At 72.5% G+C, this 23659-nt stretch carries 24 protein-coding genes and 1 pseudogene; 16 read left to right on the top strand and 9 right to left on the bottom strand.

The genetic code is table 11. The features are described 5' to 3' along the window. Positions 1 to 19: 19 nt before the first annotated feature. The 5 genes from P0Y41_RS04740 to P0Y41_RS04760 all read left to right on the top strand — a co-directional run bounded on the left by P0Y41_RS04740 (position 20) and on the right by P0Y41_RS04760 (position 4519). The gene (locus P0Y41_RS04740) at positions 20 to 964 is read left to right on the top strand and encodes a diacylglycerol/lipid kinase family protein (protein ID WP_284062823.1); all 945 of its coding nucleotides are present in this window, start codon (positions 20 to 22) and stop codon (positions 962 to 964) included. Positions 965 to 1013: 49 nt separating this feature from the next. Then, complete coding sequence (locus P0Y41_RS04745; protein ID WP_284062824.1) at positions 1014 to 2627, top strand: lipopolysaccharide biosynthesis protein; 1614 nt, start codon at positions 1014 to 1016, stop codon at positions 2625 to 2627. A 66-nt stretch (positions 2628 to 2693) separates the two neighbouring features. Continuing rightward, a complete protein-coding gene (locus P0Y41_RS04750; protein WP_284062825.1) occupies positions 2694 to 3326 on the top strand; it encodes a hypothetical protein in 633 nt (210 codons plus the stop codon). An 89-nt stretch (positions 3327 to 3415) separates the two neighbouring features. Continuing rightward, positions 3416 to 4294 carry an SDR family oxidoreductase gene (locus P0Y41_RS04755; RefSeq protein WP_284063345.1) on the top strand — a complete coding sequence of 293 codons (879 nt, stop codon included), beginning with the start codon at positions 3416 to 3418 and terminating at the stop codon, positions 4292 to 4294. Positions 4295 to 4393: 99 nt separating this feature from the next. Further along, positions 4394 to 4519, top strand: coding sequence for a hypothetical protein (locus P0Y41_RS04760; RefSeq protein ID WP_284062826.1), 126 nt, complete (start codon positions 4394 to 4396; stop codon positions 4517 to 4519). 6 nt (positions 4520 to 4525) lie between these two features. Here the strand turns inward: P0Y41_RS04760 and kynU are convergent, their stop codons facing one another. From kynU to P0Y41_RS04775, 3 genes are all read right to left on the bottom strand, one after another. Continuing rightward, a complete protein-coding gene (gene kynU / locus P0Y41_RS04765; RefSeq protein WP_284062827.1) occupies positions 4526 to 5866 on the bottom strand; it encodes a kynureninase in 1341 nt (446 codons plus the stop codon). A gap of 61 nt (positions 5867 to 5927) precedes the next feature. Continuing rightward, complete coding sequence (locus tag P0Y41_RS04770; RefSeq protein WP_284062828.1) at positions 5928 to 6269, bottom strand: hypothetical protein; 342 nt, start codon at positions 6267 to 6269, stop codon at positions 5928 to 5930. Next, the gene (locus P0Y41_RS04775; RefSeq protein WP_284062829.1) at positions 6212 to 7228 is read right to left on the bottom strand and encodes an MFS transporter; all 1017 of its coding nucleotides are present in this window, start codon (positions 7226 to 7228) and stop codon (positions 6212 to 6214) included. The genes P0Y41_RS04770 and P0Y41_RS04775 overlap by 58 nt, the downstream gene beginning before the upstream one ends. 125 nt (positions 7229 to 7353) lie before the next feature. On the opposite strand from P0Y41_RS04775, the gene P0Y41_RS04780 reads away from it, so the two are divergent. Further along, positions 7354 to 8361, top strand: coding sequence for an alpha/beta hydrolase (locus P0Y41_RS04780; protein WP_284062830.1), 1008 nt, complete (start codon positions 7354 to 7356; stop codon positions 8359 to 8361). 31 nt (positions 8362 to 8392) lie between these two features. On the opposite strand, the pseudogene P0Y41_RS04785 reads toward P0Y41_RS04780, so the two are convergent. Both P0Y41_RS04785 and P0Y41_RS04790 read right to left on the bottom strand, forming a co-directional pair. After that, a pseudogene (locus P0Y41_RS04785) lies at positions 8393 to 9456 on the bottom strand (AIR synthase-related protein). Positions 9457 to 9570: 114 nt separating this feature from the next. Further along, positions 9571 to 9831 carry an ASPIC/UnbV domain-containing protein gene (locus tag P0Y41_RS04790; RefSeq protein WP_284062831.1) on the bottom strand — a complete coding sequence of 87 codons (261 nt, stop codon included), beginning with the start codon at positions 9829 to 9831 and terminating at the stop codon, positions 9571 to 9573. 518 nt (positions 9832 to 10349) lie between these two features. Between P0Y41_RS04790 and P0Y41_RS04795 the strand changes: the two genes are divergently transcribed. Both P0Y41_RS04795 and P0Y41_RS04800 read left to right on the top strand, forming a co-directional pair. Beyond that, positions 10350 to 10874: a hypothetical protein gene (locus P0Y41_RS04795; protein ID WP_284062832.1), complete on the top strand. Its 525-nt coding sequence runs from the start codon at positions 10350 to 10352 to the stop codon at positions 10872 to 10874. 212 nt (positions 10875 to 11086) lie between these two features. Further along, positions 11087 to 11527, top strand: a complete 441-nt coding sequence (locus P0Y41_RS04800) for a hypothetical protein (protein WP_284062833.1) — start codon at positions 11087 to 11089, stop codon at positions 11525 to 11527. 261 nt (positions 11528 to 11788) lie between these two features. Here P0Y41_RS04800 and P0Y41_RS04805 read toward each other — a convergent pair whose 3' ends face one another. Together P0Y41_RS04805 and P0Y41_RS04810 are read right to left on the bottom strand one after the other, a co-directional pair. Further along, entirely contained in the window at positions 11789 to 12910 is a 1122-nt protein-coding gene (locus P0Y41_RS04805) for a glycosyltransferase (protein WP_284062834.1), read from the bottom strand. Between the two features lie 76 nt (positions 12911 to 12986). Then, positions 12987 to 14057 carry a glycosyltransferase family 4 protein gene (locus P0Y41_RS04810; protein WP_284062835.1) on the bottom strand — a complete coding sequence of 357 codons (1071 nt, stop codon included), beginning with the start codon at positions 14055 to 14057 and terminating at the stop codon, positions 12987 to 12989. Positions 14058 to 14205: 148 nt separating this feature from the next. Between P0Y41_RS04810 and P0Y41_RS04815 the strand changes: the two genes are divergently transcribed. The 6 genes from P0Y41_RS04815 to P0Y41_RS04840 all read left to right on the top strand — a co-directional run bounded on the left by P0Y41_RS04815 (position 14206) and on the right by P0Y41_RS04840 (position 21359). Then, a complete protein-coding gene (locus tag P0Y41_RS04815; protein ID WP_284062836.1) occupies positions 14206 to 14673 on the top strand; it encodes a GNAT family N-acetyltransferase in 468 nt (155 codons plus the stop codon). Between the two features lie 121 nt (positions 14674 to 14794). Continuing rightward, positions 14795 to 16078: an MFS transporter gene (locus tag P0Y41_RS04820; RefSeq protein ID WP_284062837.1), complete on the top strand. Its 1284-nt coding sequence runs from the start codon at positions 14795 to 14797 to the stop codon at positions 16076 to 16078. A gap of 146 nt (positions 16079 to 16224) precedes the next feature. After that, on the top strand, positions 16225 to 17037 hold the full coding sequence (locus P0Y41_RS04825) for an ArsR/SmtB family transcription factor (protein ID WP_284062838.1): 813 nt from the start codon (positions 16225 to 16227) through the stop codon (positions 17035 to 17037). Positions 17038 to 17043: 6 nt separating this feature from the next. Further along, on the top strand, positions 17044 to 18402 hold the full coding sequence (locus P0Y41_RS04830; RefSeq protein WP_284062839.1) for a S8 family serine peptidase: 1359 nt from the start codon (positions 17044 to 17046) through the stop codon (positions 18400 to 18402). A gap of 63 nt (positions 18403 to 18465) precedes the next feature. After that, positions 18466 to 18855 carry a hypothetical protein gene (locus P0Y41_RS04835; protein WP_284062840.1) on the top strand — a complete coding sequence of 130 codons (390 nt, stop codon included), beginning with the start codon at positions 18466 to 18468 and terminating at the stop codon, positions 18853 to 18855. Positions 18856 to 18959: 104 nt separating this feature from the next. Then, a complete protein-coding gene (locus P0Y41_RS04840) occupies positions 18960 to 21359 on the top strand; it encodes an ATP-dependent DNA helicase (protein WP_284062841.1) in 2400 nt (799 codons plus the stop codon). A gap of 27 nt (positions 21360 to 21386) precedes the next feature. On the opposite strand, the gene P0Y41_RS04845 is transcribed toward P0Y41_RS04840, so the two are convergent. Continuing rightward, on the bottom strand, positions 21387 to 21941 hold the full coding sequence (locus tag P0Y41_RS04845) for a class I SAM-dependent methyltransferase (RefSeq protein WP_284062842.1): 555 nt from the start codon (positions 21939 to 21941) through the stop codon (positions 21387 to 21389). A 69-nt stretch (positions 21942 to 22010) separates the two neighbouring features. On the opposite strand from P0Y41_RS04845, the gene P0Y41_RS04850 reads away from it, so the two are divergent. Both P0Y41_RS04850 and P0Y41_RS04855 read left to right on the top strand, forming a co-directional pair. Next, on the top strand, positions 22011 to 22616 hold the full coding sequence (locus P0Y41_RS04850; protein WP_284062843.1) for a GNAT family N-acetyltransferase: 606 nt from the start codon (positions 22011 to 22013) through the stop codon (positions 22614 to 22616). A gap of 25 nt (positions 22617 to 22641) precedes the next feature. Further along, entirely contained in the window at positions 22642 to 22827 is a 186-nt protein-coding gene (locus P0Y41_RS04855) for an HEWD family protein (RefSeq protein WP_284062844.1), read from the top strand. Positions 22828 to 22874: 47 nt separating this feature from the next. On the opposite strand, the gene P0Y41_RS04860 is transcribed toward P0Y41_RS04855, so the two are convergent. Beyond that, complete coding sequence (locus P0Y41_RS04860; protein WP_284062845.1) at positions 22875 to 23600, bottom strand: HAD hydrolase family protein; 726 nt, start codon at positions 23598 to 23600, stop codon at positions 22875 to 22877. Between the last annotated feature and the right edge of the window lie 59 nt (positions 23601 to 23659).

The following is a 23659-nucleotide window of genomic DNA, read 5'->3' on the forward strand; positions in this document are numbered from 1 at the left end:
CGGCGGCGTTCGCTCACCCATGCAGATCGGGTCGCGTCGCTGTCTCGTCAATCCCCACAGCGGCACGGGCGATCACGCCGACCACGTCCGTCGAGCGATGGAGGCGCGCGGGTTCGCAGTCACCGAGACCGAGAGCGCCGCCCACACCGTCGAGTTGGCGCGCGAGGCGGGCGAGGAGCCCGCCTCGACGCTGGCGGTCTGCGGCGGCGACGGGACGATCAACGACGCGCTCCGCGGGCTGTACCGGGCGGACGCCCTCGGCGACGTGACGCTCGCGGTGCTCCCGGCGGGGACGGCGAACCTCCTCGCGGGCACGCTCGGTATCGAGTCGCTGGATCGCGGCATCGAACTGTCCGACACCGGCGAGGCCCGCGCGCTCGACGTGGGGGTCGCCGAGGGGGCCGACGGCGAGCCCCGCGTCGGCGGGGCCGCGGGTTCGGTCGGGTCCGCCGAGCCGTTTCTCGTCTCGTGTATCGCTGGACTGCCGGCCGACGCGAGCACGGCGACCTCGGACGAACTGAAGGGGCGGTTCGGCACCCTGGCGTTCCTCCTCACCGGGGCCCGGGAGACGATGAACTTCGACGGCCTGGCTGTCCGCGTCGAGTCGCCGACGCGGTCGTGGGTCGGGGAGGCCACCTGCGTGCTCGTCGGCAACGCCCGAAAGTTCGTCGAGGACGGCGGGCAGGCCGACATGGAGGACGGCCGGTTCGACGTGGTCGTCGTCGAGCGGATGCCGCCGCAGGCGCTCGCACTCGAGGCCGCGGCCCACCGTCTGCTCGGCGAAGAGACCGACGGCGTCGTCCACTTCCGTGCGGGCGAACTCCACGTCGCGAGCGACGGCGACGAGCCGATCACGTTCAGCCGCGACGGCGAGATCGCGACCCACGAACGGCTCGACTTCCGGATGCTTCCGGGCGCGCTGGACGTGCGTGTCGGCGACGCCTACGAGCCGACCCCGGAGTGATCGCCTCGGTTCGTCGGGCTTATTTCCGGCTCGCCGCTCCGACGAGTCGATGGAGTCGAGCGGCGATCCGACCGAGCGACCGAGCGAGGTCGACGGGGAGGAGGGCGGCGGCGACGCCGACGAGCCGCTCGACCCGACCGAGGCGCGCCTCGCGGACGCGCTCGAACGCGTGGCCCACGGCGCCGTCGTCTCCACGCCGAGCATCCTCGCCCAGCGCGGCCTGACGCTCGCGTTCACCGCGCTGTTGACGAACACGTTCGCCGCCGAACCGTACGGGTTGTTCGCGCTCGCGCGCCGGCTCTCTCGGTTCCTCCGGCGGCTCGCGATGGGGTTCGGCAGCGGGCTCAGCCGGTTCCTCCCGACGGTCGACGATGCGGCCGAACGCGACGCGCTCGCGACGTTCGCGGCCGCGCTGGTGGTGGGCGTCTCGGCCGCCTTCGGCGCCGGCCTGTTCCTCGGCGCGCCCGCAATCGCCGCGTTCACCGGGAAGGGGCCACCGTTCCCGCTGTACCTACGGGCGTTCGGCGCGGGGCTGCCTCTGACGGTCGGGCTGTTCGTGGTCGCGCGCGTCCTGCGGGCGACCGAGGAAGTGACCGCGCTGAACACGTTCCAGCGGGTCGCGTTCCCGGTCGTCCAGTTGGCCGTCGGCGTCGCCGGCGCGGTCGTGGTGAGCGATCTCGCGGGCGTCGCCGTGGGCCTGCCGGTGGCGATGGGTGCGCTCGCGCTCGTCGGGGCGGGGTGGCTCGCGCGCTCTCGGGGATTCCGCCCTCGGGTTCGCGTCCCCGACGCCGCGGCGATCCGGCGCCGGTACGTCGGGTACACGACGCCGCTGTTTCTCAGCGGCTTCGCGACCACGACCCAGCGGCTGGGCTTTTACCCGCTGATCGCCGTGTTCCTGTCCGGCACCGCCGGCGGGGTGTTCGCCGTCGGCGTCCTCGTCGGGAGCCTCGTTCGGCTCCCGCTGATGGCGATCAACCAGTTCATCCCGCCGGTCGCGGCGGCGCTCAACGACGGCGACCACCCGGCGGCCCTGTCGCGGCTGTACCACGTCACGAGCCGGCTGGTGCTGGTCGGCGTCGTCGGGCTGTCTGTGCCGACGATCGTCCACCGCGAGGCGGTGATGGCGCTGTTCGGCCCGACGTTCGTGCAGTACGCGCCGCTGCTCCCGGGGTTCGTGTTCGCGCAGGTGCTCGCCTGCGCCGCCGGGAGCGTCGGCATCCTCCTGCGGATGACCGACCACCAGCGCGCGCTGCTGGTCGTCAACACCGCCATCACGCTGTTTCTGGCCGTCACGGCGATCCCGCTCACCGTCGAGTTCGGTCTCCCCGGGCTGGTCGCCAGCTACCTGCTGATGCTGGGCGTCAACAACGGGCTGGAGGTGGCGGTGTTGTACCGCGTCGAGGGGCTCCAGCCGTTCACTCGCGCGCACGGAAAACCGCTGCTGGCGGCGGTCCCCTTCGCGGCCGTCGCGCTGGCGACGAGGGAGTTGCTTCCCCGCGGTCCGGCGGCGGTCGTCGGCACGCTCCTCGGACTCGCGGCCTACGTCGGCGTGCTCCGCGCGCTCGGGTTCTCGCCGGTCGAACGGCGGTTGCTCGCGACGCTGACCGAACGCTACCGGCGCACGCTTGCGGTTGTTCGGGACCACGTCACAGATGCGGCGTGAGGTGGAAGCGGCCCCGCCCCCGTTCCGACAGTTACTCCTAAATAGCGATCAGTGGTACCAAGCACCATGGTTGCGGCACCGTGGTCCGACCCGAAGGAGTCCCGGTCCGACCGTTGGGGACGGCCGAGCGGCCCCGAGCGACGCGGCGGAGACGTGCGGACCGTCCGGCAGCGCGCGGTTTCGACCGCCGCGCCGTATCGCCGCCGTGGACGCCGGTCCCAGTCGGGCGAGTCGCTCGCGAGCCAGTTTCGGAGCCGCGAGTACGAGCACGCGCGGACCGAATACGACGCCACCCTGGCGGCCGACGGCGAGATCCGGCTGCTCGTGAAGGGCCACCTCTGGGGCCGCGACGAGCGCGACCAGCGCTACCGGGTCCAGCACCGGCGTCCGCCCGACCCGACCGACTCGGTGCCGTTCGACGAGTACGAGACGTGGGCCCGGTTCCAGTTCGGTCGCGTCGAGGACCGCACGGCCGCGGACGACGACGCGCTCGTGTTCCGTCCGGCGACGCCGCCGACCGACGAGACGCGCACGCTCCAGTGGGGCGACCTGTTCCCGCTGCACCGTCGGCTGCTCGCCGAGCTGGAGCTGGTGCGCAACCCCGCGTTCGCCGAGTACCGGCTCCGTGAGACGGACGAGTGGCAGGAGATCCGCGACGATCTGAAGTGGGACCTCGACGCGTTCGCTCGCGGTCCCTGACCCGTCCCCGTAGCCGTCGCCGGTAGCTACAGGAACCCCCCGACCGCACGTCCGGTATGGCCGACGCATCTCCCGACGCCGAGGACGCGATGCCCGCCGGACCCGCCCGCGCCGACCCTCCCTTCGATGCGCCCGACCTCTCCGGGTCGACGGCGTTCGTCACCGGGACGACCCGGGGCATCGGCAAACGAATCGCCCTCACGCTCGCCGAGCACGGCTGCAACGTCGTCTCGACCGGAAAGACCGCCGAACCCGGCGGCGAGTTGCCGGGGACGATCCACAAGACGGCAGCGCAGTGCGAGGAGCGCGGCGTCGACGCCCACGCGATCCAGTTGGACGTGCGCGACGAGGACGCCGTCGAGGCGGCCGTCGACGAGGCCATCGAGGAGTTCGGCGAGATCGACATCGTGATCAACAACGCCAGCGCGATCCAGCTGGCGAACGTCGCGGACCTCCCCGCGAACCGGTTCGACCTCATGACGGACGTGAACGTCCGCGGGACGTATCTCGTCTCGCGGGCGTTCCTCCCGCACCTCCGGGAGCAGGAGTCGGGGTGGATCCTCACGAACGCGCCGCCGGTGACGATGGACCGCGCCCCCGGAAAGGCGGCCTACGCCTGGTCGAAGCTCGGGATGTCGTTCGTCACCCTCTCGCTGGCCGAGGAACTGGCGGCCGACGACATCGGCTGCAACACGTTTTGGCCGGTGACCGCCGTCGACACCCGGGCGACGCGGTACTTCGGCCTGGGCACCGAGGACGACTGGCGGACGCCGCACGTGCTCGCGGACGCCGCGCTCTCGATCCTCGCGCGCGACCCGGCCGAGTACACCGGCCACTCGGCGTACGACGAGGACCTCCTGCGCGCCGCCGGCGCTAGCGACGCAGCCATCTCGGCGTACAACCTGACCGAGGGCGACCCCGCACCGACCTCCGCGCAGATGTTCGCGCCAGAGTACACACGCAAGTGAGGCGCCGACGGCGGCGCTCGCCCGACGCGCCGACGCGCGACTTCCGGCACCGCCGGAACCGTCACCGAGTACTTCGGCACGGTCGGCCAACGGGGGACCGTGCGACTATCTACAGCCGTGCTGTTGATCGGTGTCGGTCTGTTCGCGCTTCCCGTCCCGGGAACGTTCATCGGCGGCGGGCTGGTGATCGTCGCCGGCGCGGTGCTCCGGTACCTCGGGGAGTGACCTCAGTCAGGTGACACCGGCCCCGCGCGGGTCGTAGTCGCGGTACGCGCCGGTCTCGTCGATCTCGCGGATCGTCTCGACTACGTGCCACACGTCTTCGAAGCGGGTGTACAGCGGCGCCGGACAAACCCTGACCACGTTCGGCGGTCTGAAGTCGACGACACCGCCGCGGTCGCGCAGCGCCTCGCTCACGCGGTAGCCCTCGGGGTGTTCGATCGCGACGTGGCCGCCGCGCCGGTCGTGCTCCCGCGGCGTCCCGACCGAGAAGTCGTCGCCGAGACGGTCGTCGACCAGGTCGATCAGGTAGTCCGTGAGCGCGAGCGACTTCTCGCGCACGGCGTCGATGCCGGCCTCCCGGACCAGCTCCGTCGCGCCTTCGATCGGCGCCGAGGAGAGCATCGGCACCGTCCCGATCTGCCACGCGCCGGCGGTGTCGGCCTGGTCGTAGGTGTGGCGCATCTCGAACTGCGTCGACTTGTCGTTGCCCCACCAGCCGGCGAGTGCGGGCGTGGTGCCGTGGTGGCGCTCGTTGACGTACAGCCCCGCGGTCGCGCCCGGCCCGGCGTTGAGGTACTTGTACGAGCACCACACCGCGAAGTCGGCGCCCTCGTCGTCGTCGCCGGCGTCGCCGAGCGCGTGATCGACGGCGCCGACCGAGTGGGCGCAGTCGAACCCCGCGAGCGCGCCGTGCTCGTGAGCCGCCGCGGTGATCCGGTCGACGTCGAGCAGTTGCCCCGAGCGGTAGAGCACGGAGGGCATGAACACGATCCCGACGTCGTCGCGCTCGCGGAGGACGGCCTCGATGTCGCCCTCGTCGATGGTTCTCCCGTCGCGAGACTCGACGGCGACGAGCTGTTCGTCCGGGTCGATCCCGCGCTGGCGGAACTGCGCGCGGATCGCGTAGTGGTCCGTCGGGAAGTCGAGGTCGTTGACGAGCACCGCCGGGGGGTCGGCCGCGGGGTCAGGGCCGGCAGGCGTGCCGGGGAGCGTGTCGAGGAACGTCCCGATCAGGGTGTGGATGTTGACGGTGGTCGAGTTGGCGACGACGACCTCGGACTCGCGGGCGCCCACGAGGGGCGCGAGCAGGTCGCCGAGGTGTTCGCCGTAGTGGAACCAGTCGGGGTCGGCGGCCTCCCACCCGCGGATCGCGAGCGCGCGCCACTCGTCGACCACGCGGTCGAGCGTCGCCAGCGCGGTGTCGGGCGCGAGCCCCAGCGAGTTGCCGTCCATATAGCGCTCGCCGTCGGGCACGGAGAAGTGGTCGCGGTACCCGCGGAGAGAGTCGTCAGCGTCGCGCTCGCGGGCCTCGGCGAGCGAGTGGGTGGGCCCTGCGTCCGTGTCGCTCATGACCACCGCTTCGGGTGGGGACAGTTAGGCGTTGGCGTCGTGTCCCGCGCGGCCGCGGCGCTCACTCGTCGGCGGCGGTCGCCGCCGCGCCCGCCCCGGTGTCCGCCTCCAGGTCGCCGACGAGGAGCAGACCGCCCCCGACCGCCACGACGCCGACGGCGACGGCGACCGAGACGGTCCTGAGGGCGGCGGCGTAGCCGGCGCCCTCGGCGACGAACGCGACCGCGGCGCCCATCGCGACCGGCGCGCCGGTCGATCCGAGCCGGCCGATCGACTCCCCGAGGCTGACGAGGCCGCCGCGGGTGTCGTCGCCGGCGAGCCCCGTGATCGCCGAGCGGTACAGCGTCAGCGACACCGAGAAGCCGGCGCCGACCGGGACGCCCGCCGCGAGCGCGACCGGCACCGACGGCGCGAGCGCGAGAGCAGCCAGGCCGATCCCGGCGACGACGAGCGCGGCGAACGTGGGGACCGTTCGGCCGAACCGGGCGGTGATTCGCCCGGTCTGGGTCGTCGCGACGGCGCTGGCGACGGACGCGACCGCGACGAGGGCGCCGGCGGCGCCGGGGTTCCGCCCAGCAGCCGGACGACGACGATCGAGTTGTAGGTGAGAAAGCCGAACCAGAGGAACCCCGGCGCGGCCCGCCCGAACAGCGTCGCGGCGACGCGCGGCCGCGCCGCCAGCGCGAGGAGCGCCCGGACGCCGGACCGGTCGGCGTCGTTCGGGTCGCCGTCCGCGGGCGCTCCCGCGGCTGCCGACCGCTCGCCGCCGAGCGCGGCGGACTCCTCGAACCGGAGCCACACGACCGCCGCGACGGGGATCGCCGCGGCGTATAGCGCGAAGGGGTACTGCCACGCGAACGCCACCAGCAGCCCCGCGAGGAACGGGAACACCGTCAGCGACGCGCCGACCGCCGTGAAGCGGACACCCTGAGCGGCCGACTCGCGGGCGCCCGAGAACAGGTCGCCCGTCGCCGTGATCAAGATCGGTCCGATCCCGGTGTAGCCGACGCCTTGGAGGAGTCGGAGGAGCAGTGCGACCCGGAAGTCGGTCGTCAGCGTGAGCGCGAGTCCAGCGAGGCCGAACAGCGCCAGCCCGCCCGCAAGGACCGGCTTTCGGCCGTACCGGTCCGCGAGCACGCCCGCCACCGGGATAAACACGATTCCCGGTGCCGTGAACGCCGACAGAAGCAGGCCAGCCTCCGTCGCGGAGACGCCGTAGGGCCCGGTCAGCGACTCCACCACCGGCGAGACGACGGAGGCGCCCATCGGCGAGATGAGCGACGCGAGCAACAGCAGCCGGAAGTCGCGGTCGGCGAGCACGTCGGCGTCGCCGCCGAGGAGCCGACGGAGCGAGATCGACACGCCGCCCCCTCCGGCGCGGCCGCGCAAGAGCGACTCGGTTCCGGCGCGGGGGTACTCCCGCCTGGGCCGCCGGGCGGAGGCGCAGTCGGGAGGGATTCTTGACGCCCCCGGCCGTCCGGTGTCGCATGACCGACTCCGCCGACGGTGACGCACGCCCCGACCGACTGGCCGACCTCGATCCGGAACTCCGCGAAGTCGTCGCCGAGGTCGAGGCGCTCGGCGTCCCGCCGTGGCACGCCCTGTCCGTCGAGAGCGCCCGTCGCATCGAGGACGAGTTGTTCGGCGGCGACGGGGGCGCCGATCCGAACCGAGACCGCGGCTCTGTCGAACCGGTCGCCTCGACGCTCGATCTCGGTATCGACGGTCCCGACGGCGACGCCCTCCCGCTGCGAGTGTACCGCCCCTCGGAGACGCCCGCGCCGACGCTCGTCTTCTTCCACGGCGGCGGCTGGTGTCTCGGGACCCTCGATTCCGCGGACGACCTCGCACGACGGCTCTGTCGCCGCGTCGGCGCGGTCGTCGTCTCGGTGGATTACCGACTGGCGCCCGAGCACCAGTTTCCCGCCGCCGTCGACGACGCGGTCCGCGCCCTCCGGTGGACTCGCGAGCACGACGCCCGATTCGGCGGCAACGGCGTCGTCGGCGTCGCCGGCTCCTCGGCGGGCGGAAACCTCGCGGCCGCCGCGTCGCTGGCGACCCCAGACGGCGAGGCTCCCGCGGTCCAGACGCTCCTGTACCCGATCGTCGGCAGCGACTTCGGGACCGACTCCTACGAGGCGAACGCCGACGGGCCCTTGTTGACGCGCGCCGACATGCGGCGCTTCTGGCGAGAGTACCTGCGGTCGGACGTGGACGCCGCGAACCCCCATGCCGCGCCGTTGCGGGCGCGGGATCCGGACCTCGCGGCGACCGCCCCCGCCGTCGTCGTCACCGGCGAGCGCGACCCCCTGCGCGACGACGGCGCGGCCTACGTCGACCGGCTCTCAGACGTCGGCGTCGACGCCGAACACCTAGATTACGAGGGGATGTGCCACGGCTTCCTGTCGTTCGCCGACGAGGTCGCGGTCGCCGATGCGGCGTTCGACGACCTCGCGGCGGCGACCCAGGAGCGGTTGGCGGCCGCCGGAGACTGATACGTGCGAGTCGAGGACGGGCGGTCGGAGATCAGTCCGTCCCCGAGAGCCGCTCGTACGCCGCCCACGACGCGTCCTCCGCCGGCGGCTCGACGCGATCGCCGTCGACGAACACGCCGGAGCCCTCGCACACGTCGCCGACGACGCCGACGGGCGTTCCCCGGTCCGAGAGCGCGTCGAGAACGCGGTCGACGGCCGCGGGGTCGACCGCAAGCAGGAGCGTCCCGGAGGTGGTACACGCCCACGGGTCGAGGTCGAGCGCCTCACAGGTCGCCACGGCGGCGGCGTTCGTCGGCACCGCCGCCGAGTCCACGTCGATGCGGACGCCGCCGGCCTCGGCCGTCTCACACAGCGCCCCCGAAGTCCGCCCTCCGTCGCGTCGTGCATCGCGGTGACCCCGGCGTCCGCCGGCGATGCCCCGCCGTTCCGGCCGGCTTCCGCGGCCGCGAGCGCGTCGCGCACGACGCTCGTCTCCTCGAGCAACGCGGCCGCGTCGCCGATCGTCGCCCCGTCGATCCCCCGTTCGGCGAGCGCGTCGGGGTACAGCGACGCGAACAGTCCAGCGGTCTCGATCCCCGGTCCCTTCGTCACGAGCAGGCGGTCGCCCGGGCGGGCGCCGTCCGGGCGGATCACGTCGTCGTGGTCGCCGACGCCGAGCACCGTCGCGGCGCCGACCCACGGGAGCGACGCGCCGGGGTATCGGGCGGTGTGGCCCGTCGGGATGGCGACGCCCAGCGCCTCGCACTCGGCGGCGACAGCCGCCCAGAAGGCGGCGAAATCGTCGTCGCTCACGTCGCTCGGGAGCGCAAAGGAGGGACAAAAGTGGGTGGGCGCGACGCCGGAGACGGCCACGTCGCCGAGGGCGAACGAGAGCGCAAAGCGGCCGGCGCGCTCGAACCCCAGATCGGGGAGCAGCGAGATCGGGTCGGTCGCGGTCACGACCGCGCGGTCGGCAACGTCGACGACGCCGAAGTCAACGCCGTGGGTCGGCCCGAGGCGAACGTCGTCGCGGGCGGCGCCGAGGGCCGGGCGGACCACCGACTCGAAGGTGTCGCGGTCGACCTTCCCCCGTCGCGTGGCGCGGTCGTCGGTCATGGGTTCAGGTGTACCGGGGCGCCCCAAAGCGGTTGCGCCACCGAGCGGCGTGCGAGGCCGCGGGGAACGACCCGGGAGCCAGATCCCGTTCGCGACGCAGATCCCGTGCCCGGCTCAGAACCGCGGCGCCATCGGGTGCTCGACCTCGTGTTGCGTCCGCGGCGCCGGCGCCTCTCTCGTCACTTCGCGTCCGTCGGGCCAACGGACGGTGAACCGCTCGGGCGCCTCGTCGCCGAGACCGAAGTGCGCCACCGGCTCCATCTGACAGAGGTAGCTCGAGCCGGCACAGACGACCTTCGTCCGCGTCCACGACGCGGTCTCGACCGTGACGGCGGCGCCCCGGGCGGGCGCCCCGTACTGGGTGGTCGGGCGCACGCGAAGCCAGCCGTTCTCTGTCGCGTTCGGGACGGCGTACAGCGAGAGCGGCTGGGCGGCGAGTTCGCCGTGGACGACGAGCAGTTCGAGGGCGCCGTCGCCGTCGAAGTCCGCGACGGCGGCGCCGGTCCCGAGGCCGCGCGGCTCCGCGGCGGCTCCGGGGTCGACGGCGGTCCACCCCCGGCTCCCGGGTCCTTTCGGAACAGGCGGTTCGTGGCGCCCAGCGCGTTGCAGAACAGCTCCTCGCGGCCGTCGTTGTCGAAGTCGGCCGCGACGAGTGTCCGAGTGCGAGTCGGCGAGGCGAACGCCGGCGGCGCGGCGTCGGTGAACGCCCTGCGGGTCGGACCGCCGTCCGCGTGCGCGTTCGCGTCCCCCCGCTCGGACCCCGACGTCACGGGGGTGAACAGCCGGTTCCGCGTCTCCCAGCCGCCGACCGCGAGGTCGCCGTCTGCCACCGTGACTCCCCTGGCATTCGTTCCGGGGGCCGTGACCCCCGCGTCGCGGGCGACCTCCTCGAAGTGGCCCGAGGCGTTTCGGAACAGCCGGTTCGGCCCGCGCTCGACGCCGACGAACAGGTCCATCCGGTCGGTCACGATAGGGCCGGCGTACAGCGATCGTGCGCCGGCGTCCAGTTCGAGACCGACGGCCTCCGACATGTCCGAAAGCTCACCGTCGTCGCCGAGTTCGTAGAAGCGGGACGGAACCCCGTAGCAGGCGACGAACACGCCGTAGCGCCCGGTGCCGTAGCGATCGATCGCGGCGACCGAGCGTCCGGCTCGGAAGTTCCCGCGGTCGGCGTTGATCCCGAGGCCGAACAGGTCACGCCAGCGGATCGCGTCGTGGTCGGGCAGGACGTCCACGGGATCGAGCAGCAGGTCGGTGTCTCGGGTCTGCCCTTGGTACGACTCGGTGTTGTGGACGTAGATCTCCTCGGCGCCGTCGGCGTCGAGGTCGGCGGCGACGACGCCGATCGCGTGTCGTCCCTCGTCGGCGACGGCGGGCGTCGCCACGTCGCGGAGGGCGCCCTCGCGCCACACGAGTAAGCGGTTCTCCGGCCCGTAGCCGGTTATCAGCGCGCACGGCCCGCTCACGCCGGGCGTGACAGCGACCCCGTAGCCGCGGTGAGGGGTGTCGTCGGCGACGGCGTCGGACCGGTCCGCGAACACGCGCGCTCCTCGGAGACGGGGGTACAAGAGGGCTCGGTTCCGCCCCCCGAGGAACAACGCTTTTCGGACGCCAGGGCGAACCGGAATCCATGGCAGATGACGACCCAGAAGACGCCGGATCGGACGCGAACGAGAGCGCCGAGGGAGCCGACGGCGACGAGGAGAAGTCCTTCCGTGAGCGCGTCGAGGAGATCCGCGAGCGACGCGAACAGGAGCGCGAGGAGGGCGAGGGCGGCGCGCCCTCCCCCGAGGAGATGATGGGCGGCGGCGGCCCCGGCGGCATGGGCGGCGGCGGCAACCCCTTCGCGCAGATGATGGGCGGCATGATGGGCGGCGGCGGTCCCGGCGGCATGGGCGGCGGCGGCGGGCCGGGCGGCATGGGCGGCGGTCCCGGCGGTCCCGGCGGGCGCGGCGCCGAGGAGGAATCGGTCGGCAACGAGGAGCTCGTGCGCGAGGTTCGCCAGCTCCGCGACGAGGTCCGCGACGCGACCCGGCAGCTGCAGCGGATCGCGCAGGCGCTGGAGGACTAGCGAGGCAGATCGAGCGAAGCGAGCGGCGCCTCGGTCGGACAGCGGAGCGGTCTTCCCGCGGCTTCGTCCAGGAGCAAGCGAGACGCGAGTACACGACCGGGGAGTGAACGAGCGTCTGGACGACGGCCTTCGAATATCGCTCCGCGATGTTGTCACCTCGCGAGACCGCAGGTCTCGTGAACCGCGGGCGCACGGGCGAGCCGCCCGGTAGAACGCCGCGAGACTCCCCGATTGCGACGGACTGCAGGCGAGGAACGGCCGTTACTCCGTCACCGCGTCGTACACGTCCTCCAGTCGATCGACCGCGTGCTCGACGCTGATCGACTCGCGGCGATCGAGACACCGCTCGGCGAGCGCCTCCCGTTCGCCGAGCGTGCGGTCGATGGCGTCGGCGAAGGCAGCGGCGTCCCCGCGCGGGTAGTGGTAGCCGGTCTCGCCGTCGACGACGGTGTCTGCGAGCGCGCCGGCGTTGACCCCGACGACGGGCGTGCCGCAGGCGTTCGCCTCCAGCGCGACGAGCCCCTGCGTCTCGACGGGCGAGGGAAACAGGAAGGCGTCGAGACTCGCGTACAGCGCCGGGAGGTCCTCGCGCGGGAGGAAGCCGAGGAAGCGCGCGTCGACGCCGGCGTCGTCGCAGGCGTCGCGGACGGCGTCGCGGGCGGGCCCGTCGCCGCCGAACACGAGCGTCGCCTCCGCGTCGGCGGCGGCGACGGCCGGCGGGATTTCGGCCAGCTCCTTCTCGAAGCCGTGGCGACCGGTGTAGCCGACGACGGGGCCGTCGTCGGGGTCCGGGAGGTCGTACTCGGCGCGGAAGTCGGCCAGGGCGGCGTCGTCGGGCCGCGCGAAGAACGCGATGTCGACGCCGTTCGGCACCACTTCCACGCGCGAACGGACGCCGATGTTCCTGAGGTGCGCTCCCGCCGGTTCGCTGGGGACGACGACCGCGTCGGCGGCGTTCATGTACCGGCGCTCGTATCGGCGGGCGGCGCCCTCGACGGCGGCGGCGGCCGGTCCCGCGGCGAGGTAGTCGGCGTACTCGGCCGTGGGCGTGTGGTAGGAGGCGACCAGCGGGGCGTCGGTCCGCCGCGCAAGATACCACCCCGAGAGACCGAGCGCGAAGGGCGTGTGCGCGTGGACCACGTCGGCGTCGCGGACGGCGTCGGGGACGCCCGGGAGCCCCATGCGGAAGCCGTCGTAGAACGGAAATCCGACGCTCCGGGTGGTGTACTCGCCGTCCGTGGGGTCGTGTCCGGGCGCGTCGGGGAACACTACGTCCATCCGGCCGCCGCGCGTGCGCCACTCCTCACGCCACGACTCCAGCGTGTAGGTAACGCCGTTCACCGTCGGCAGATACGTATCGGTGAACGCGGCGACGGTCTGCATTCGTCCGCCGTTTCCGGAGCGAGGGGTAATGCCTTGCGTCTTCGACGCGAGCGTCGCCGGGAGTGCTCCGGGCCGCCTACCGCGCCTCGATCAGCTGCTCGTAGGTGTCGACCAACTCCTCGCCGACGCGCTCCAGCGAGTGGTCGGCGGCCGTCTCCCGCGCGTTCTCGCCGAGCCGCTCGCGGAGGTCGGGGTCGTCCGCCACGCGGTTCAGGGCGTCGGCGAACTCCTCGCGCGTCTCACACAGCAGGCAGTCGTGTCCGTCTTCGAAGTACTCCCGGAACACCGGGATGTCGCGGAGGACGCACGGCTTCCCGCAGGCCATCGCCTCCAGGACGACGATGCCCTGATTTTCCTCCTTCGTCGGGAAGAAGAACACGTCGCCCGCGCCGAACGCGCCGGGCTTGTCGTCGACCCACCCGGTGAAGGTGACGTTCTCGGGCGGATCGCTCGTCCACCGGGTGACCGTCGGCGACGCCTGCGGCCCGGAGTCGACGGTGCCGAACCAAGCGAAGTCGTGCTCGGTCATCGCCGCAACCTCACAGAAGTCGGTGAGGCCCTTTCGTTCGAAGACCGAGCCCACTGCGAACATGACGACGCCGTCGAGGTCGAACCGCTCCCGGTACTGTTCGCGATACGCCTCGTGGTCGGCGACCGAGCCGTGGTCGATCCCGTTTGAGATCGCGCGGATCGGCGCGTCGACGGGGTACTCCAGCAGCCGGCGTTTCGTGTACTCGGAGGGCGTGAGCACGAGGTCCGCCTGCGAGTAGAACCACCGGAGGTAGCGACGAAGCGCGGGGGCGACCGCGTTCGACCCGCGGAAGCTCTCGCGGAAGTCCTCGCTGGTGACGTGACAGTGCAGCACCAGCGGCGTGTCGGTCAGCCTCGCGTACCGTGCGAGCGCGACGCTCGCGGGGCCGATGAGGTTCAGGTGGATCACGTCCACGTCGGCGAGGACTCCGCGCCCGGCGAGGCCCCGGCGGACGGCCGCACGCGGGCCGCCGTCGCCCCACGGCGAGGTGACGACGTCCACGTCGCTGCCGGCGGCGCGGGCGCGGTCGAGCGCCTCGACCTGCTGGTCGTGGGCGGTGCCGATGCCCGCGCGGTCGAGTTGGGCGTCGAGTTCGAGGTAGTCGAGGACGCGCACGGTCGGGTGGCTCCCGCTTCGGCGGGTCGGGGTTTGAGCGTGCTGGATCCGGGTCGGACGGGGACCACTCCGTCACTCGGCGTGCGGATCGCGTCAGAGATCGACACCCCGGGGCAACGCTGAACAGTCGGCGCCGAGCAGTCCGGGTATGGAACTCGTCGAGGCCACCGCCGACGATCTCGATGCGCTCGTCGAGCGCTGGTACGCCCTCGCGGAGTCGATGGAGGAACACTCAGAGCTGAACGAACTCGTCTATGCGGACGCCGACGAGGTCCCCGACGACGGGTTCCGCGCCCACCTCGACGACGAGCGCGTCACGGACTACCTCGTCGTTCACGAGCGCGAGCGGATCGGGTTTCTCACCCTCCGAGAGGACCAGCACCCCTCGCGGCGGTACTCCCGGTCTCTCCGGATCGTGAACGTCGCTATCGACGAGGCACACCGGAACCGCGGCCACGGCACGGCTGTCGTCGAGCGCGTGAGAGAGATCGCTCGCGAGCGTGGGTGTGACCACCCCGCGGTGTCCTGTGAGTGGGAGAACGACGACGCGCGCCGGTTCTACCGCGACGCCGGCTTCCGCCCGAAACAGGTCGACTACGCACAGCCGCTGGAGTGAGCCGGCAGACGTGGCGTGTCGGTCGCCGCGCCCCGACCCCGCGTTCGTTCCCGACGTTCGGGCGACCGATCCCCGCTTCCACAACGCTTGAGCCGCGCCGCGCGAATCGACACCCGTTCACGTGACGAAGCGTCTCTTCACCACCCTCTGTGGACTGGTCTTCCTCGTCAACTTCGGGCGGGTCGCGTTCGCCCCGCTGGTCCCGGAGTTCCAGCAGGACCTGGGGATCTCCGCGGCGGCCGTCGGCTCGGTCACGACGCTCGTGTGGCTCGGCACCGCCGCCCCGCGGATCCCGATCGGGTGGGTGCTCACTCGCGTTCGCCGCGAGCGCGTCGTCCTCGCGACCGGGGTCGCGCTGTCGGCGGCGGCGGCGCTCACCGCGACCGCCCAGTCGCTGCTCGCGCTTCGGACCGGCGCGTTCGCCGTCGGCCTCGCAACCGGCGGCTACTTCGTCGCCGCGATCCCGCTCATCGGCACGCTGTACCCCGAACGGACGGGCAGGGCCGTGGGCGTCCACGGCACCGCGAGCCAGGTCGCGAGCGTCCTCGCCCCGGCGCTCGTGCTCGCGGTCATCGGCCGTCTCGGCGACTGGCGGATCGTCTTCTGGGCGCTGGCCGTCGCCGCCGCGCTCTCGACGGCGTCGTTGGTCCTCGTGCTCCGCCGCGGTGGCGGAGGCGGCCCGCGCGTCGCCGACGGCGGAACACGCGACGAGGGCGATCCCTCCGGCCCCGCAGACGGAGCCGCGGAGCCAGCCAACGACCTCGACACCGCCGGGACTCCGCCGGAGCCGCGAAGTTTCCTGTCGGCGTTGTCGCACTGGCGGATCGTGCTCGCCGGGATGTCGCTCGTCGCCGTCGCCGGGTTCGCCTGGCAGGGCGTGTTCAACTTCTACGTGAGCTACCTGCTCTCGGAGGGGCTGTCGACGGCGAACGCGAATCTGTTGCTCACCGTCGCGTTCGCTGCGGGCGTGCCGGCGTTCTGGCTCGGGGGGCGGCTCGCGGACCGGCTCCCGAACGTGCCGTACCTGCTCGCGCTCAACGCGACGTTTCTCGCGTCGCTGGTGGCGCTCACGTACGCCGGCTCGCTCGCGGCGTTCGCGCTCGTCTCGGTGGTCATCGGCTACGCCGCACACGCGCTGTTTCCCGCCGTCGACACGTACATGCTGTCGACGCTGCCGGCCGCAGACCGCGCCAGTGCCTACGCCGTCTTCTCGGGCGCGTCGCTGCTGTTCGAGGCGAACGGCTCCGGCGTGGTCGGCGCGCTCACCGACGCCGGCGTCGGGTTCGATCGCGTGTTTCGGCTGTTCGCCGTCGCGGTCGCGGCCGTGCTCGTACTTGCGGCGCTGCTGTACGTCGTCGGCCGATTTCCCACGCCCCTCGATCACGAACCACCGATCGACGGGTGATCGCCAGCCCGGACGGCCGGTCGGTGACTGACCGTCGGCGACCCGCCGGCCGCGGATGACGGTCAGTCGGCGCGAACGACTGTTTCCCGTCGATCCGGGCGACTCGCGACCGAAACGTTTTGGTCTTCTATGATGAACTATCCTGTATGTCAGGGACCCTCCCGTCGAGCGCTGACGACCCCGACGACGACGAGGGGTCGGACGGGACCGACCGCGCCCCGGAGGAGACCAGCGGCGCGCGGACCGACGGGGGCGCTGCCGAATCCGACGCCGTCCGAACGAGGCGTCCACCCGCATCGGACGGCGTGGAGTCATCAGCCTCGGTCGACGCCGACTCGCAACTCGGTGACGTCGAGCCATCCTCCCCAGACGGCGCCGCCGACGCGGACACCGGCGACAACGAGGGCGTTCGGATCTGTTGGATCGACGACGACGGCGCGGACGACCTCATCGGAGCGCTCGCGCCGGAGACGGCCAGGACGATCCTCGGAGCCGTCCACGAGGAACCGCAGACGGCGTCGGAGTTGGCCGACGCGGCGGACACCTCCGTCCAGAACGTCCGCCACCACGTCTCGAAGCTCGTGGACACCGGTCTGGTCGAGGCCACGGACACCCGGTACTCGGTCAAGGGCCGGGAGATGACCGTGTATGGTCCCGCGGACGACCGCGTCGTCGTCGCCGTCGGGGGGGAGTCCGAGCGCTCTTCGCTCCTGGACTCCCTGCGCGGGCTGGGAGGCGCCGTCGCGGTGCTCGCGGGCGCGAGCCTCCTCGTGCAGTCGCTGTTCGGCGCAGAGGTGGCAACCCTCTCCGGTCCGGAGACGGCGCCGCGGATCGGCGACGCCGTCGGGGGAACCGGCGGCGCGATCCTGGGGACGGTCTCCCCGGGCGTGGCGTTCCTCGTCGGCGGACTGCTCGTCCTCGCCACGCTCGTGGCCGCCGATCGCGTTCGAACGCGGTGACCGACGGTGGGTCGAACGGCAGCACTGATCGCGGTCGTCATCGTCGTCGCGAGCGCCGGCGCCGGCCTCGTGGGCGCGGACGTGACCCGCGGCAGCGGCGCCGTCGCCGGCGGCAGTTCGGCCCCGCAGTACGGCGATGTCGGCCGGTTCTTCGGCGGCGTCACCGCCGGGGCCGTTCCGGGGTCGTCCGTTCACGCTCCGATAGACCGGGCGCGGGTCGAGCGGGCTCCGGCCGGGTCGGTCGACGGCGCCCGGGACGCCGACGAGGTTCGCGTCGGCGTCATCGGGAGCGCCTTCGGCGACGCGGCCGATATCGACGGCCGGGTGGTCGCCCGGGAGCGCGTGACGAGTTCGCGGTTCGGCCTGATGGTGGGCGACCGCGACGCGGCCAGCCACGACGCGACCGTCGCGAGCGTCGTCGCACAGCGCGCCCCCGAGTCGTCGCTGTATCTCGCTTCGGTCGGCCACGAACCGACGCCGGCGGAGTACGCACGCGCGGTGGACTGGCTCGTCGAGCGCGACGTCGACGTGATCGTCGATGCGGGGAGCTACTACCCGCGGACCGCCGACGGAATGGACCGGATCGCACGGGCAGCCGAGCGCGCGGCCGACGACGGCACCGTCTTCGTCACCTCCGGCGGAAACACCGCACGGCGCCACTGGGGCGGCTCGGCGGCCGAATCGGGCTGGCTGGCGTTCGACGACGACGGCACGCAGGGGAACCGCCTCGGGGACGGGCGGATTTCCGGCGCCGTGACGCTGCGGCTATACTGGGCCGGGACGGGCGACTACGACCTGTACCTGTACCGCGACGTGGCCGACGGTCGCGACGAGGTCGTCGCGAAGTCGACCCGCGAGTCGGGTCAGGCGGAGGCGATCGACGCGGTGGTTCCCCGCGGCTCCTACTACGTCGCCGTTGACGTACGCGAGCCCGGGGGAGGCGACGTCGACCTGTTCGCCGCCCGCCACCGACTCGCGCAGGTCGCCGACAACGGGAGCGCGGTCGCGCCCGCGACCGCCGACGGCGTCATCTCCGTGGGCGCGGTCAGCCCTGACGGCCGCCTCGCGGCGTACTCGCCGTCGGCCACGGACGTGCGAGCGGCGGGAACGGTCGGCCTCTCGGACGGGACGACCCTCAGAGGGACCTCCGCCGCCGCGCCGGCGGTCGCAGGCGTCGTCGCCGAGATGACCGCCGCCGCCGGCGAGGACGGACTCACGCCCGCCGAAACGGAGCGCCTACTCCGCGAGACGGCCGTCAACGGGCGGATCGACCGCGGATCCGCCGTCGCTGCCGCGATGGAGGGGAACCGGACGGGCGAGGACACGACCGCGGGGGGCGGGCCGTGGGCGTATCGCGGCCCGTGACCCACGGTCGACGATCCCCCGCGTGCCGAAACGGTTAGGCCGACACCCCGACGTTTCGAATTCGTGCGAGAACCCGGCGGCGCCGCGGTCGCCGAGCGCGTCGAGGAGTACTGGGAGTGGGCCGCCGTCGCGCTGTTCCTGCTGGTGTCGGTCGACCTCCTGACGACTATGTACGCAGCGGCCGTCGTGGGACCGGGGGCGGAGGCGAACCCGCTGATGCGGTGGGCGCTCGGACAGCCGCTCCCCGTCCTCGTCGGCGTGAACCTCGTCGCCGTCGCGCTCGCGACGGTCGTGTTTCGGGGGCTCATGGAGACCTACCGGATGACGCCGGCGGGCGTTCGTCCCTACTACGGCCTGCTCATCGAGGCGTGGCTGGGGCTGCTCGTCGCCGCCGGGCTGGCGCTGTTCGCGAACAACCTCTCGGTGATCGTGCTCGGCGAGAGCCTGCTGTGACCCCCGCCCGCGGCGAGGAGGTCGACGGCCGCGGCGACGACGCGGTCGGCGGGCCGGACTGAAGGTTCACGTACGAAAGCGGGACCATCGACGGACTGAAACCCGTGGCAACCACCGACTACACCGTGACCGAGGCGACGGACGAGCCGTGGCGGACCGTGTTCGGGCACTCCGACCCGTACCCCGAGCAGGCGGACGGGATCGACGCCGCCCGCGCCGTCGCCGACGACGGGGGATACCTCGCGCTGGAGGGCGCCTGCGGCACCGGGAAGACGATGCTGGCGCTGACCGCCGGCATCGACCTGGTGCGCGACCCCGACAGCGACTACGAACGCGTGCTCGTGCTCACGAGCGTCAAACAGCAGCTCCGCCAGTTCGAGGCCGACCTCCGCACGATCAACCGAACCCTCCCGGACGACTGGCGCCCGGTCTCCGGCATGACGCTCGTCGGCAAGGCCGACGTGTGCCCGTATGCCAGGGAGAACCGCGGCGGCGTCGACACCGGGAACGTGTACGAGCGCTGTGAGGGGTTGCGCGAGCGCACCCGAGACCTCGTCGGCGACGCCGACGGGGGTGAGGCCAGCGCCGGCGCGCTCGCCGAACAGGCGCGGCGCGCACAGACCGGACTCGCCGACACCGGCGAGGACGGGGCGAGTTACCTCGAAACCGCCGGCGAGCCGACGCCGTATCTCCCCGAGATGCCAGCGCACGGCGGATCGGCTACCCGCGAGGGCGTCGAGTACTGCCCCTTCTACGCGCAGTACCTCGACGACCTCCCGGAGGACGGCGACGCCGCGGAGGCGGTGCCGTTCGACTTCGCCGACCGCGGGCTGATCGACGCCGAGGAGCTGGTCCGCCTGTCGGCGGGCCACGGCACGTGCCCCCACTCGATGATGGGCGCGGTCCTCCCGCAGGTGGAGGTCGTCGTCGGCAACTACTACCACGCGTTCGACCCGACGACAGTCGGAGGATTCACCGGCGCGCTCGTCGACGACTCGACGTTCGTCGTCTGCGACGAGGCCCACATGTTGGAGCCGCGGGTCCGCGACCTGGTCTCGGACGGCGTCGCCGACGCGAGCCTCCGCGACGCCGAGAACGAACTGACGCGCGTGCTCCAGCCCGTGCAGTTCGAGGAGTCCGGCCGCCGGGTCGAGGGGACGACCGACGCCGACCTCGTTCGGGGCGAACTCGCCGACGCGGACGTGAGCCTCGACGAGGTGAAACTGCTCACCGAGTTCGTTCGCGACCTCCGCGAGGAACTCGACCGCCGGGTCGAGGGCTTCCTCGACGCCGAGCGTCGCGGCTGGCGCGACGACCCGACGGACCTGGACGACGAGGAGATCCCGCTGCGCGACCCCGAAGCCCCCGGCGTCGACGAGATAACAGAGTGGGCCAGAGACGCCGGCTACGGCGAACAGGTGTGGGCGCGCGCCGAGCAGGTGGGGGCCGTCGTCGCCAGAATTCTCGACGAGGCCGAAGACGAGGACCGCCAGCGCGCCGTTCCCGGCGTCGGCCGGACGCTCAACGCCTGGTACCGCTGCGACCACGAGACGTACTTCCGGGAACTCGAACTCCTGCGCACGTGGGACGAGACGGAGGCGCCCGACTCGTGGCGGCGCGCGTACAACGCCCGACTGGCGCTGCACAACTGCGTGCCCGCCGACGCCATCGGCGAGCGCCTCGCCGACTTCGGCGGCGGCGTGCTCATGTCGGCCACGCTCGCGCCGCTCGACGTGTTCCGCGAGGTGACGGGGCTCAACTACCTCGAATCGGAGGGCCGCCCCGTCGAGGAGCGGACCTACGGCCTCGGGTTCCCCGAGGAGAATCGGGCGTCGTTCGCCGTCGACGCCCCGAAGTTCACGTTCTCGAACCGAGGTCCCCCCGGGGAAGACAACGAGACCCGACGGGCGCACGCCGACGCCGCCGCGGAAGTCGCCGCCACGACGCCCGGAAACGTCCTCGTCGGGATGCCCAGCTACGGCGAGGCCGAGTGGATGGCCGGCGAGTTGGAGGCGGACGGGCGGATCGACAAGGAGGTCCTCATCGACGAGTCGAGCGACGACACCGCGACCGAGGCGCTCAAGGCGGACTTCTTCGACGGCGACGCGAAGGTGCTCGTCACGAGCATCCGCGGCACGCTCACCGAGGGCGTCGACTACGAGGGCGATCGCCTCGCGGCGGCGGTGATCTGCGGCGTCCCGATCATCAACACGTCGTCGCCGCGGACGCGCGCGGTGAAGACGGCGTACGACCGGGAGTTCGGGGACGGATTCGAAACGGCGCTGACCGTCCCGGCCGTGCGGAAGGCCCGACAGGCGATCGGTCGGGTGATCCGCGGGAGCGACGAGGTCGGCGTGCGCTGTCTGGTCGACGCGCGGTACGCGCGGGAGTCGTGGAACGCCGTCCGCGAGTACCTCCCCGAGTACGAGCGCGAGGAGTTCCGACCGGTGAGCCCGGACATGCTGCGCTTCGGGCTGGAGCGGTTCTGGGACGACCGGCAGTAACCGCCGGGACGGCGAAGCGTGGCCGCCTCAGCGACGCGCGACCAGCACGAACGTGTCGGTGCGCGTCTCGGCGCGCTCGACGGTGAATCCCGCGTCCTCGAACGCGCTCGCGGCGTCGCCGACGCCGAAGCGCTCGTCGCGCGGCGGCCCGGCGTCGCCGGGGCCGTCGGCGGTCCAGTCGACCGTGACGACGCGGCCGCCGGGGCGGACGACCCGCGCGAGCTCCGCCAGCGACGAGTCGTTGGCGTACTCGTGGTAGGTCATCGTCGAGAAGGCGGCATCGAGCGCGTCGTCCGAAAACGGGAGGTCGCCGACGCCGGCGGTGACGGTCTCGACGGTCTCCGGGATCCCCTTCTCGGCGTACAGGTCGTGCATCTCCGACTGCACGTCGACGGCGTAGCAGGTGCCGACGTGGGGTGCGACCACGTCGGTGTAGAAGCCGGTTCCGGAGCCGAGATCGGCGACCGTCGCGTCCGCGGGGACCGCGAGCGCGGCGATCAGTTCCTCCTCAGAACAGTACCGGAAGCGTCCCGGGTCTTCGAGTTTGTCCGCGCGGTCGGCGTCGAACGTGTGGAATCCCATCGCTTCCGGCTAGGGGGCCGGGGGTAAAGACCCCCTGCGGTTTTGTCGGCTCGGACCGACGGGCCGGGTATGCACGTCCGCGAGGCCGAGCGCGGCGACGCGGAGGCGATCGCGTCGATCGCGCGGGCGTCCTGGCACGCCGCCTACGGCGAGTTCCTGTCCGAAGAGGCGATCGACGCCACGGTCGACGAGTGGTACGCGCCCGAGACGCTCCGTCGCCACATCGCCGCCGCCGGCGCGTTCCTCGTCGCGATGGCCCACGGAGAACCGGGAGCGGAGGGCGACGGGGTGGACGCGGACGACGCCGGCGGAATCGTGGGATTCGCACACGTCCGGTACGCCCCGGAGGTCGGGAACGTCGTCCTCCGGCGGATCTACGTCCGCCCCGACGCGTGGCGCGAGGGGATCGGAACCGCCCTCCTGGGCGCGGTCGCGCGACGGTTCGTCGACGACCACGAGCGGCTCTCGACGGTCGTGTTCGCCGAGAACGAGGTCGGGCTCTCCTTTTATCAACGGAACGGGTTCGAGATGATCGGCGAGCAGACGACCGCGTTCGGCGGCGAGGAACACGACGAGCGGATCGTCGTCGCCGACCTCGAGGACCTCGCGGGGCTCGCCACGGAGACGGATCCCGCTGAGGGATCCGGAGACGGTCGACCGCCCCGAGAGGGTTAAGTCGATCCGCGGACCAGGTGCTCGCATGTCAGTTCGTATCCGTCGCCCCCGTGCCCGGGCCTGCGAGCGGTGCGGCCGCGAGGAGCGCTTCGACGACGCGACCGGAAGCTGGGTCGTCGCAGACGACGCCGTCGGCGCGGTGTACTGCATCCACGAGTGGGACATCAACGGCTCGTTCGTCCCGTTCGAGGACGGCGCGAACGAGGCGTAACGAGCCCCCAACCGGGTCGCGTCGCCCGCGCGACTGCCGGTCGCGGGTCAGGCGTCCGCCCGTTCGATCAGCTCGGCGAGCACCGTCATGGTGCCGTCCATGAACCCGGCGTCGACCGTCACGTCCGCGGCGTCCCTCGCGACCTCGTCGGCGTTCGCGAGCGCGTAGCTCTCGCCGGCGACCGCGAACGTCGAGGCGTCGTTCATCGAGTCGCCGACGGCGACGAACGCCCCGGGGTCGCGATCGAGGATCGACGCCGCCTCCCGGAGTCCCCTCCCCTTGGTCACAGCCGGGTCGGTGAGGTGGTATGCGTACCCCGTGTCGAGAAACGTCAGGTCGAACTCCTCGGCGATCTCCCGAAGGAGCGCCTCGTCGGCGGTGACGCGCGCGGCGACCTCCGTCTCGCGCCAGCGATTGACGGTGTCGGCGTCGCCCCAGCCCAACTCCCCGCCCCGTTCGCGGAAGGCGTCGACCGCCGCGGCGACCCGCTCGGCGTCGCCCTCGATCCGCACCCGCTCGTCGACGCAGACGACGCCGCCGTTCTCGGCGATCACCCGCTCGGGGATTCCGGCGAAGTGGCACAAAGCGATCGGGTACGGAAACGACTTCCCCGTGGCGAGCACGACCGGTGCGGGCCACTCGGGCAGCACCCGGAACACGCGGGGATCTATCGTGTGCTCAGGCGTCGTCAGCGTCCCGTCGATATCGAGCGCCAGCGGCGGGAGGGTCGCCCCGGACGAGATATCGAGGCCTGCAGGGGCGTCGGTCGTCATTGCCGAGGGAACGGCGGGCACGCGAAAAGGGGCGTCGGTTCCGGGGTCGGGTGTCGACG

Source organism: Halobaculum halobium, from assembly GCF_030127145.1.
Taxonomy (GTDB): domain Archaea; phylum Halobacteriota; class Halobacteria; order Halobacteriales; family Haloferacaceae; genus Halobaculum; species Halobaculum halobium.

Coding starts and splice junctions, on each gene's coding strand:
- P0Y41_RS04745 (WP_284062824.1), top strand. CDS start 1,014: ATGGAGTCGAGCGGCGATCCGACCGAGCGACCGAGCGAGGTCGACGGG.
- kynU (WP_284062827.1), bottom strand. CDS start 5,866: ATGAGCGACACGGACGCAGGGCCCACCCACTCGCTCGCCGAGGCCCGC.
- P0Y41_RS04755 (WP_284063345.1), top strand. CDS start 3,416: ATGCCCGCCGGACCCGCCCGCGCCGACCCTCCCTTCGATGCGCCCGAC.
- P0Y41_RS04750 (WP_284062825.1), top strand. CDS start 2,694: ATGGTTGCGGCACCGTGGTCCGACCCGAAGGAGTCCCGGTCCGACCGT.
- P0Y41_RS04850 (WP_284062843.1), top strand. CDS start 22,011: ATGCACGTCCGCGAGGCCGAGCGCGGCGACGCGGAGGCGATCGCGTCG.
- P0Y41_RS04740 (WP_284062823.1), top strand. CDS start 20: ATGCAGATCGGGTCGCGTCGCTGTCTCGTCAATCCCCACAGCGGCACG.
- P0Y41_RS04805 (WP_284062834.1), bottom strand. CDS start 12,910: ATGCAGACCGTCGCCGCGTTCACCGATACGTATCTGCCGACGGTGAAC.
- P0Y41_RS04815 (WP_284062836.1), top strand. CDS start 14,206: ATGGAACTCGTCGAGGCCACCGCCGACGATCTCGATGCGCTCGTCGAG.
- P0Y41_RS04855 (WP_284062844.1), top strand. CDS start 22,642: ATGTCAGTTCGTATCCGTCGCCCCCGTGCCCGGGCCTGCGAGCGGTGC.
- P0Y41_RS04780 (WP_284062830.1), top strand. CDS start 7,354: ATGACCGACTCCGCCGACGGTGACGCACGCCCCGACCGACTGGCCGAC.
- P0Y41_RS04845 (WP_284062842.1), bottom strand. CDS start 21,941: ATGGGATTCCACACGTTCGACGCCGACCGCGCGGACAAACTCGAAGAC.
- P0Y41_RS04800 (WP_284062833.1), top strand. CDS start 11,087: ATGGCAGATGACGACCCAGAAGACGCCGGATCGGACGCGAACGAGAGC.
- P0Y41_RS04825 (WP_284062838.1), top strand. CDS start 16,225: ATGTCAGGGACCCTCCCGTCGAGCGCTGACGACCCCGACGACGACGAG.
- P0Y41_RS04860 (WP_284062845.1), bottom strand. CDS start 23,600: ATGACGACCGACGCCCCTGCAGGCCTCGATATCTCGTCCGGGGCGACC.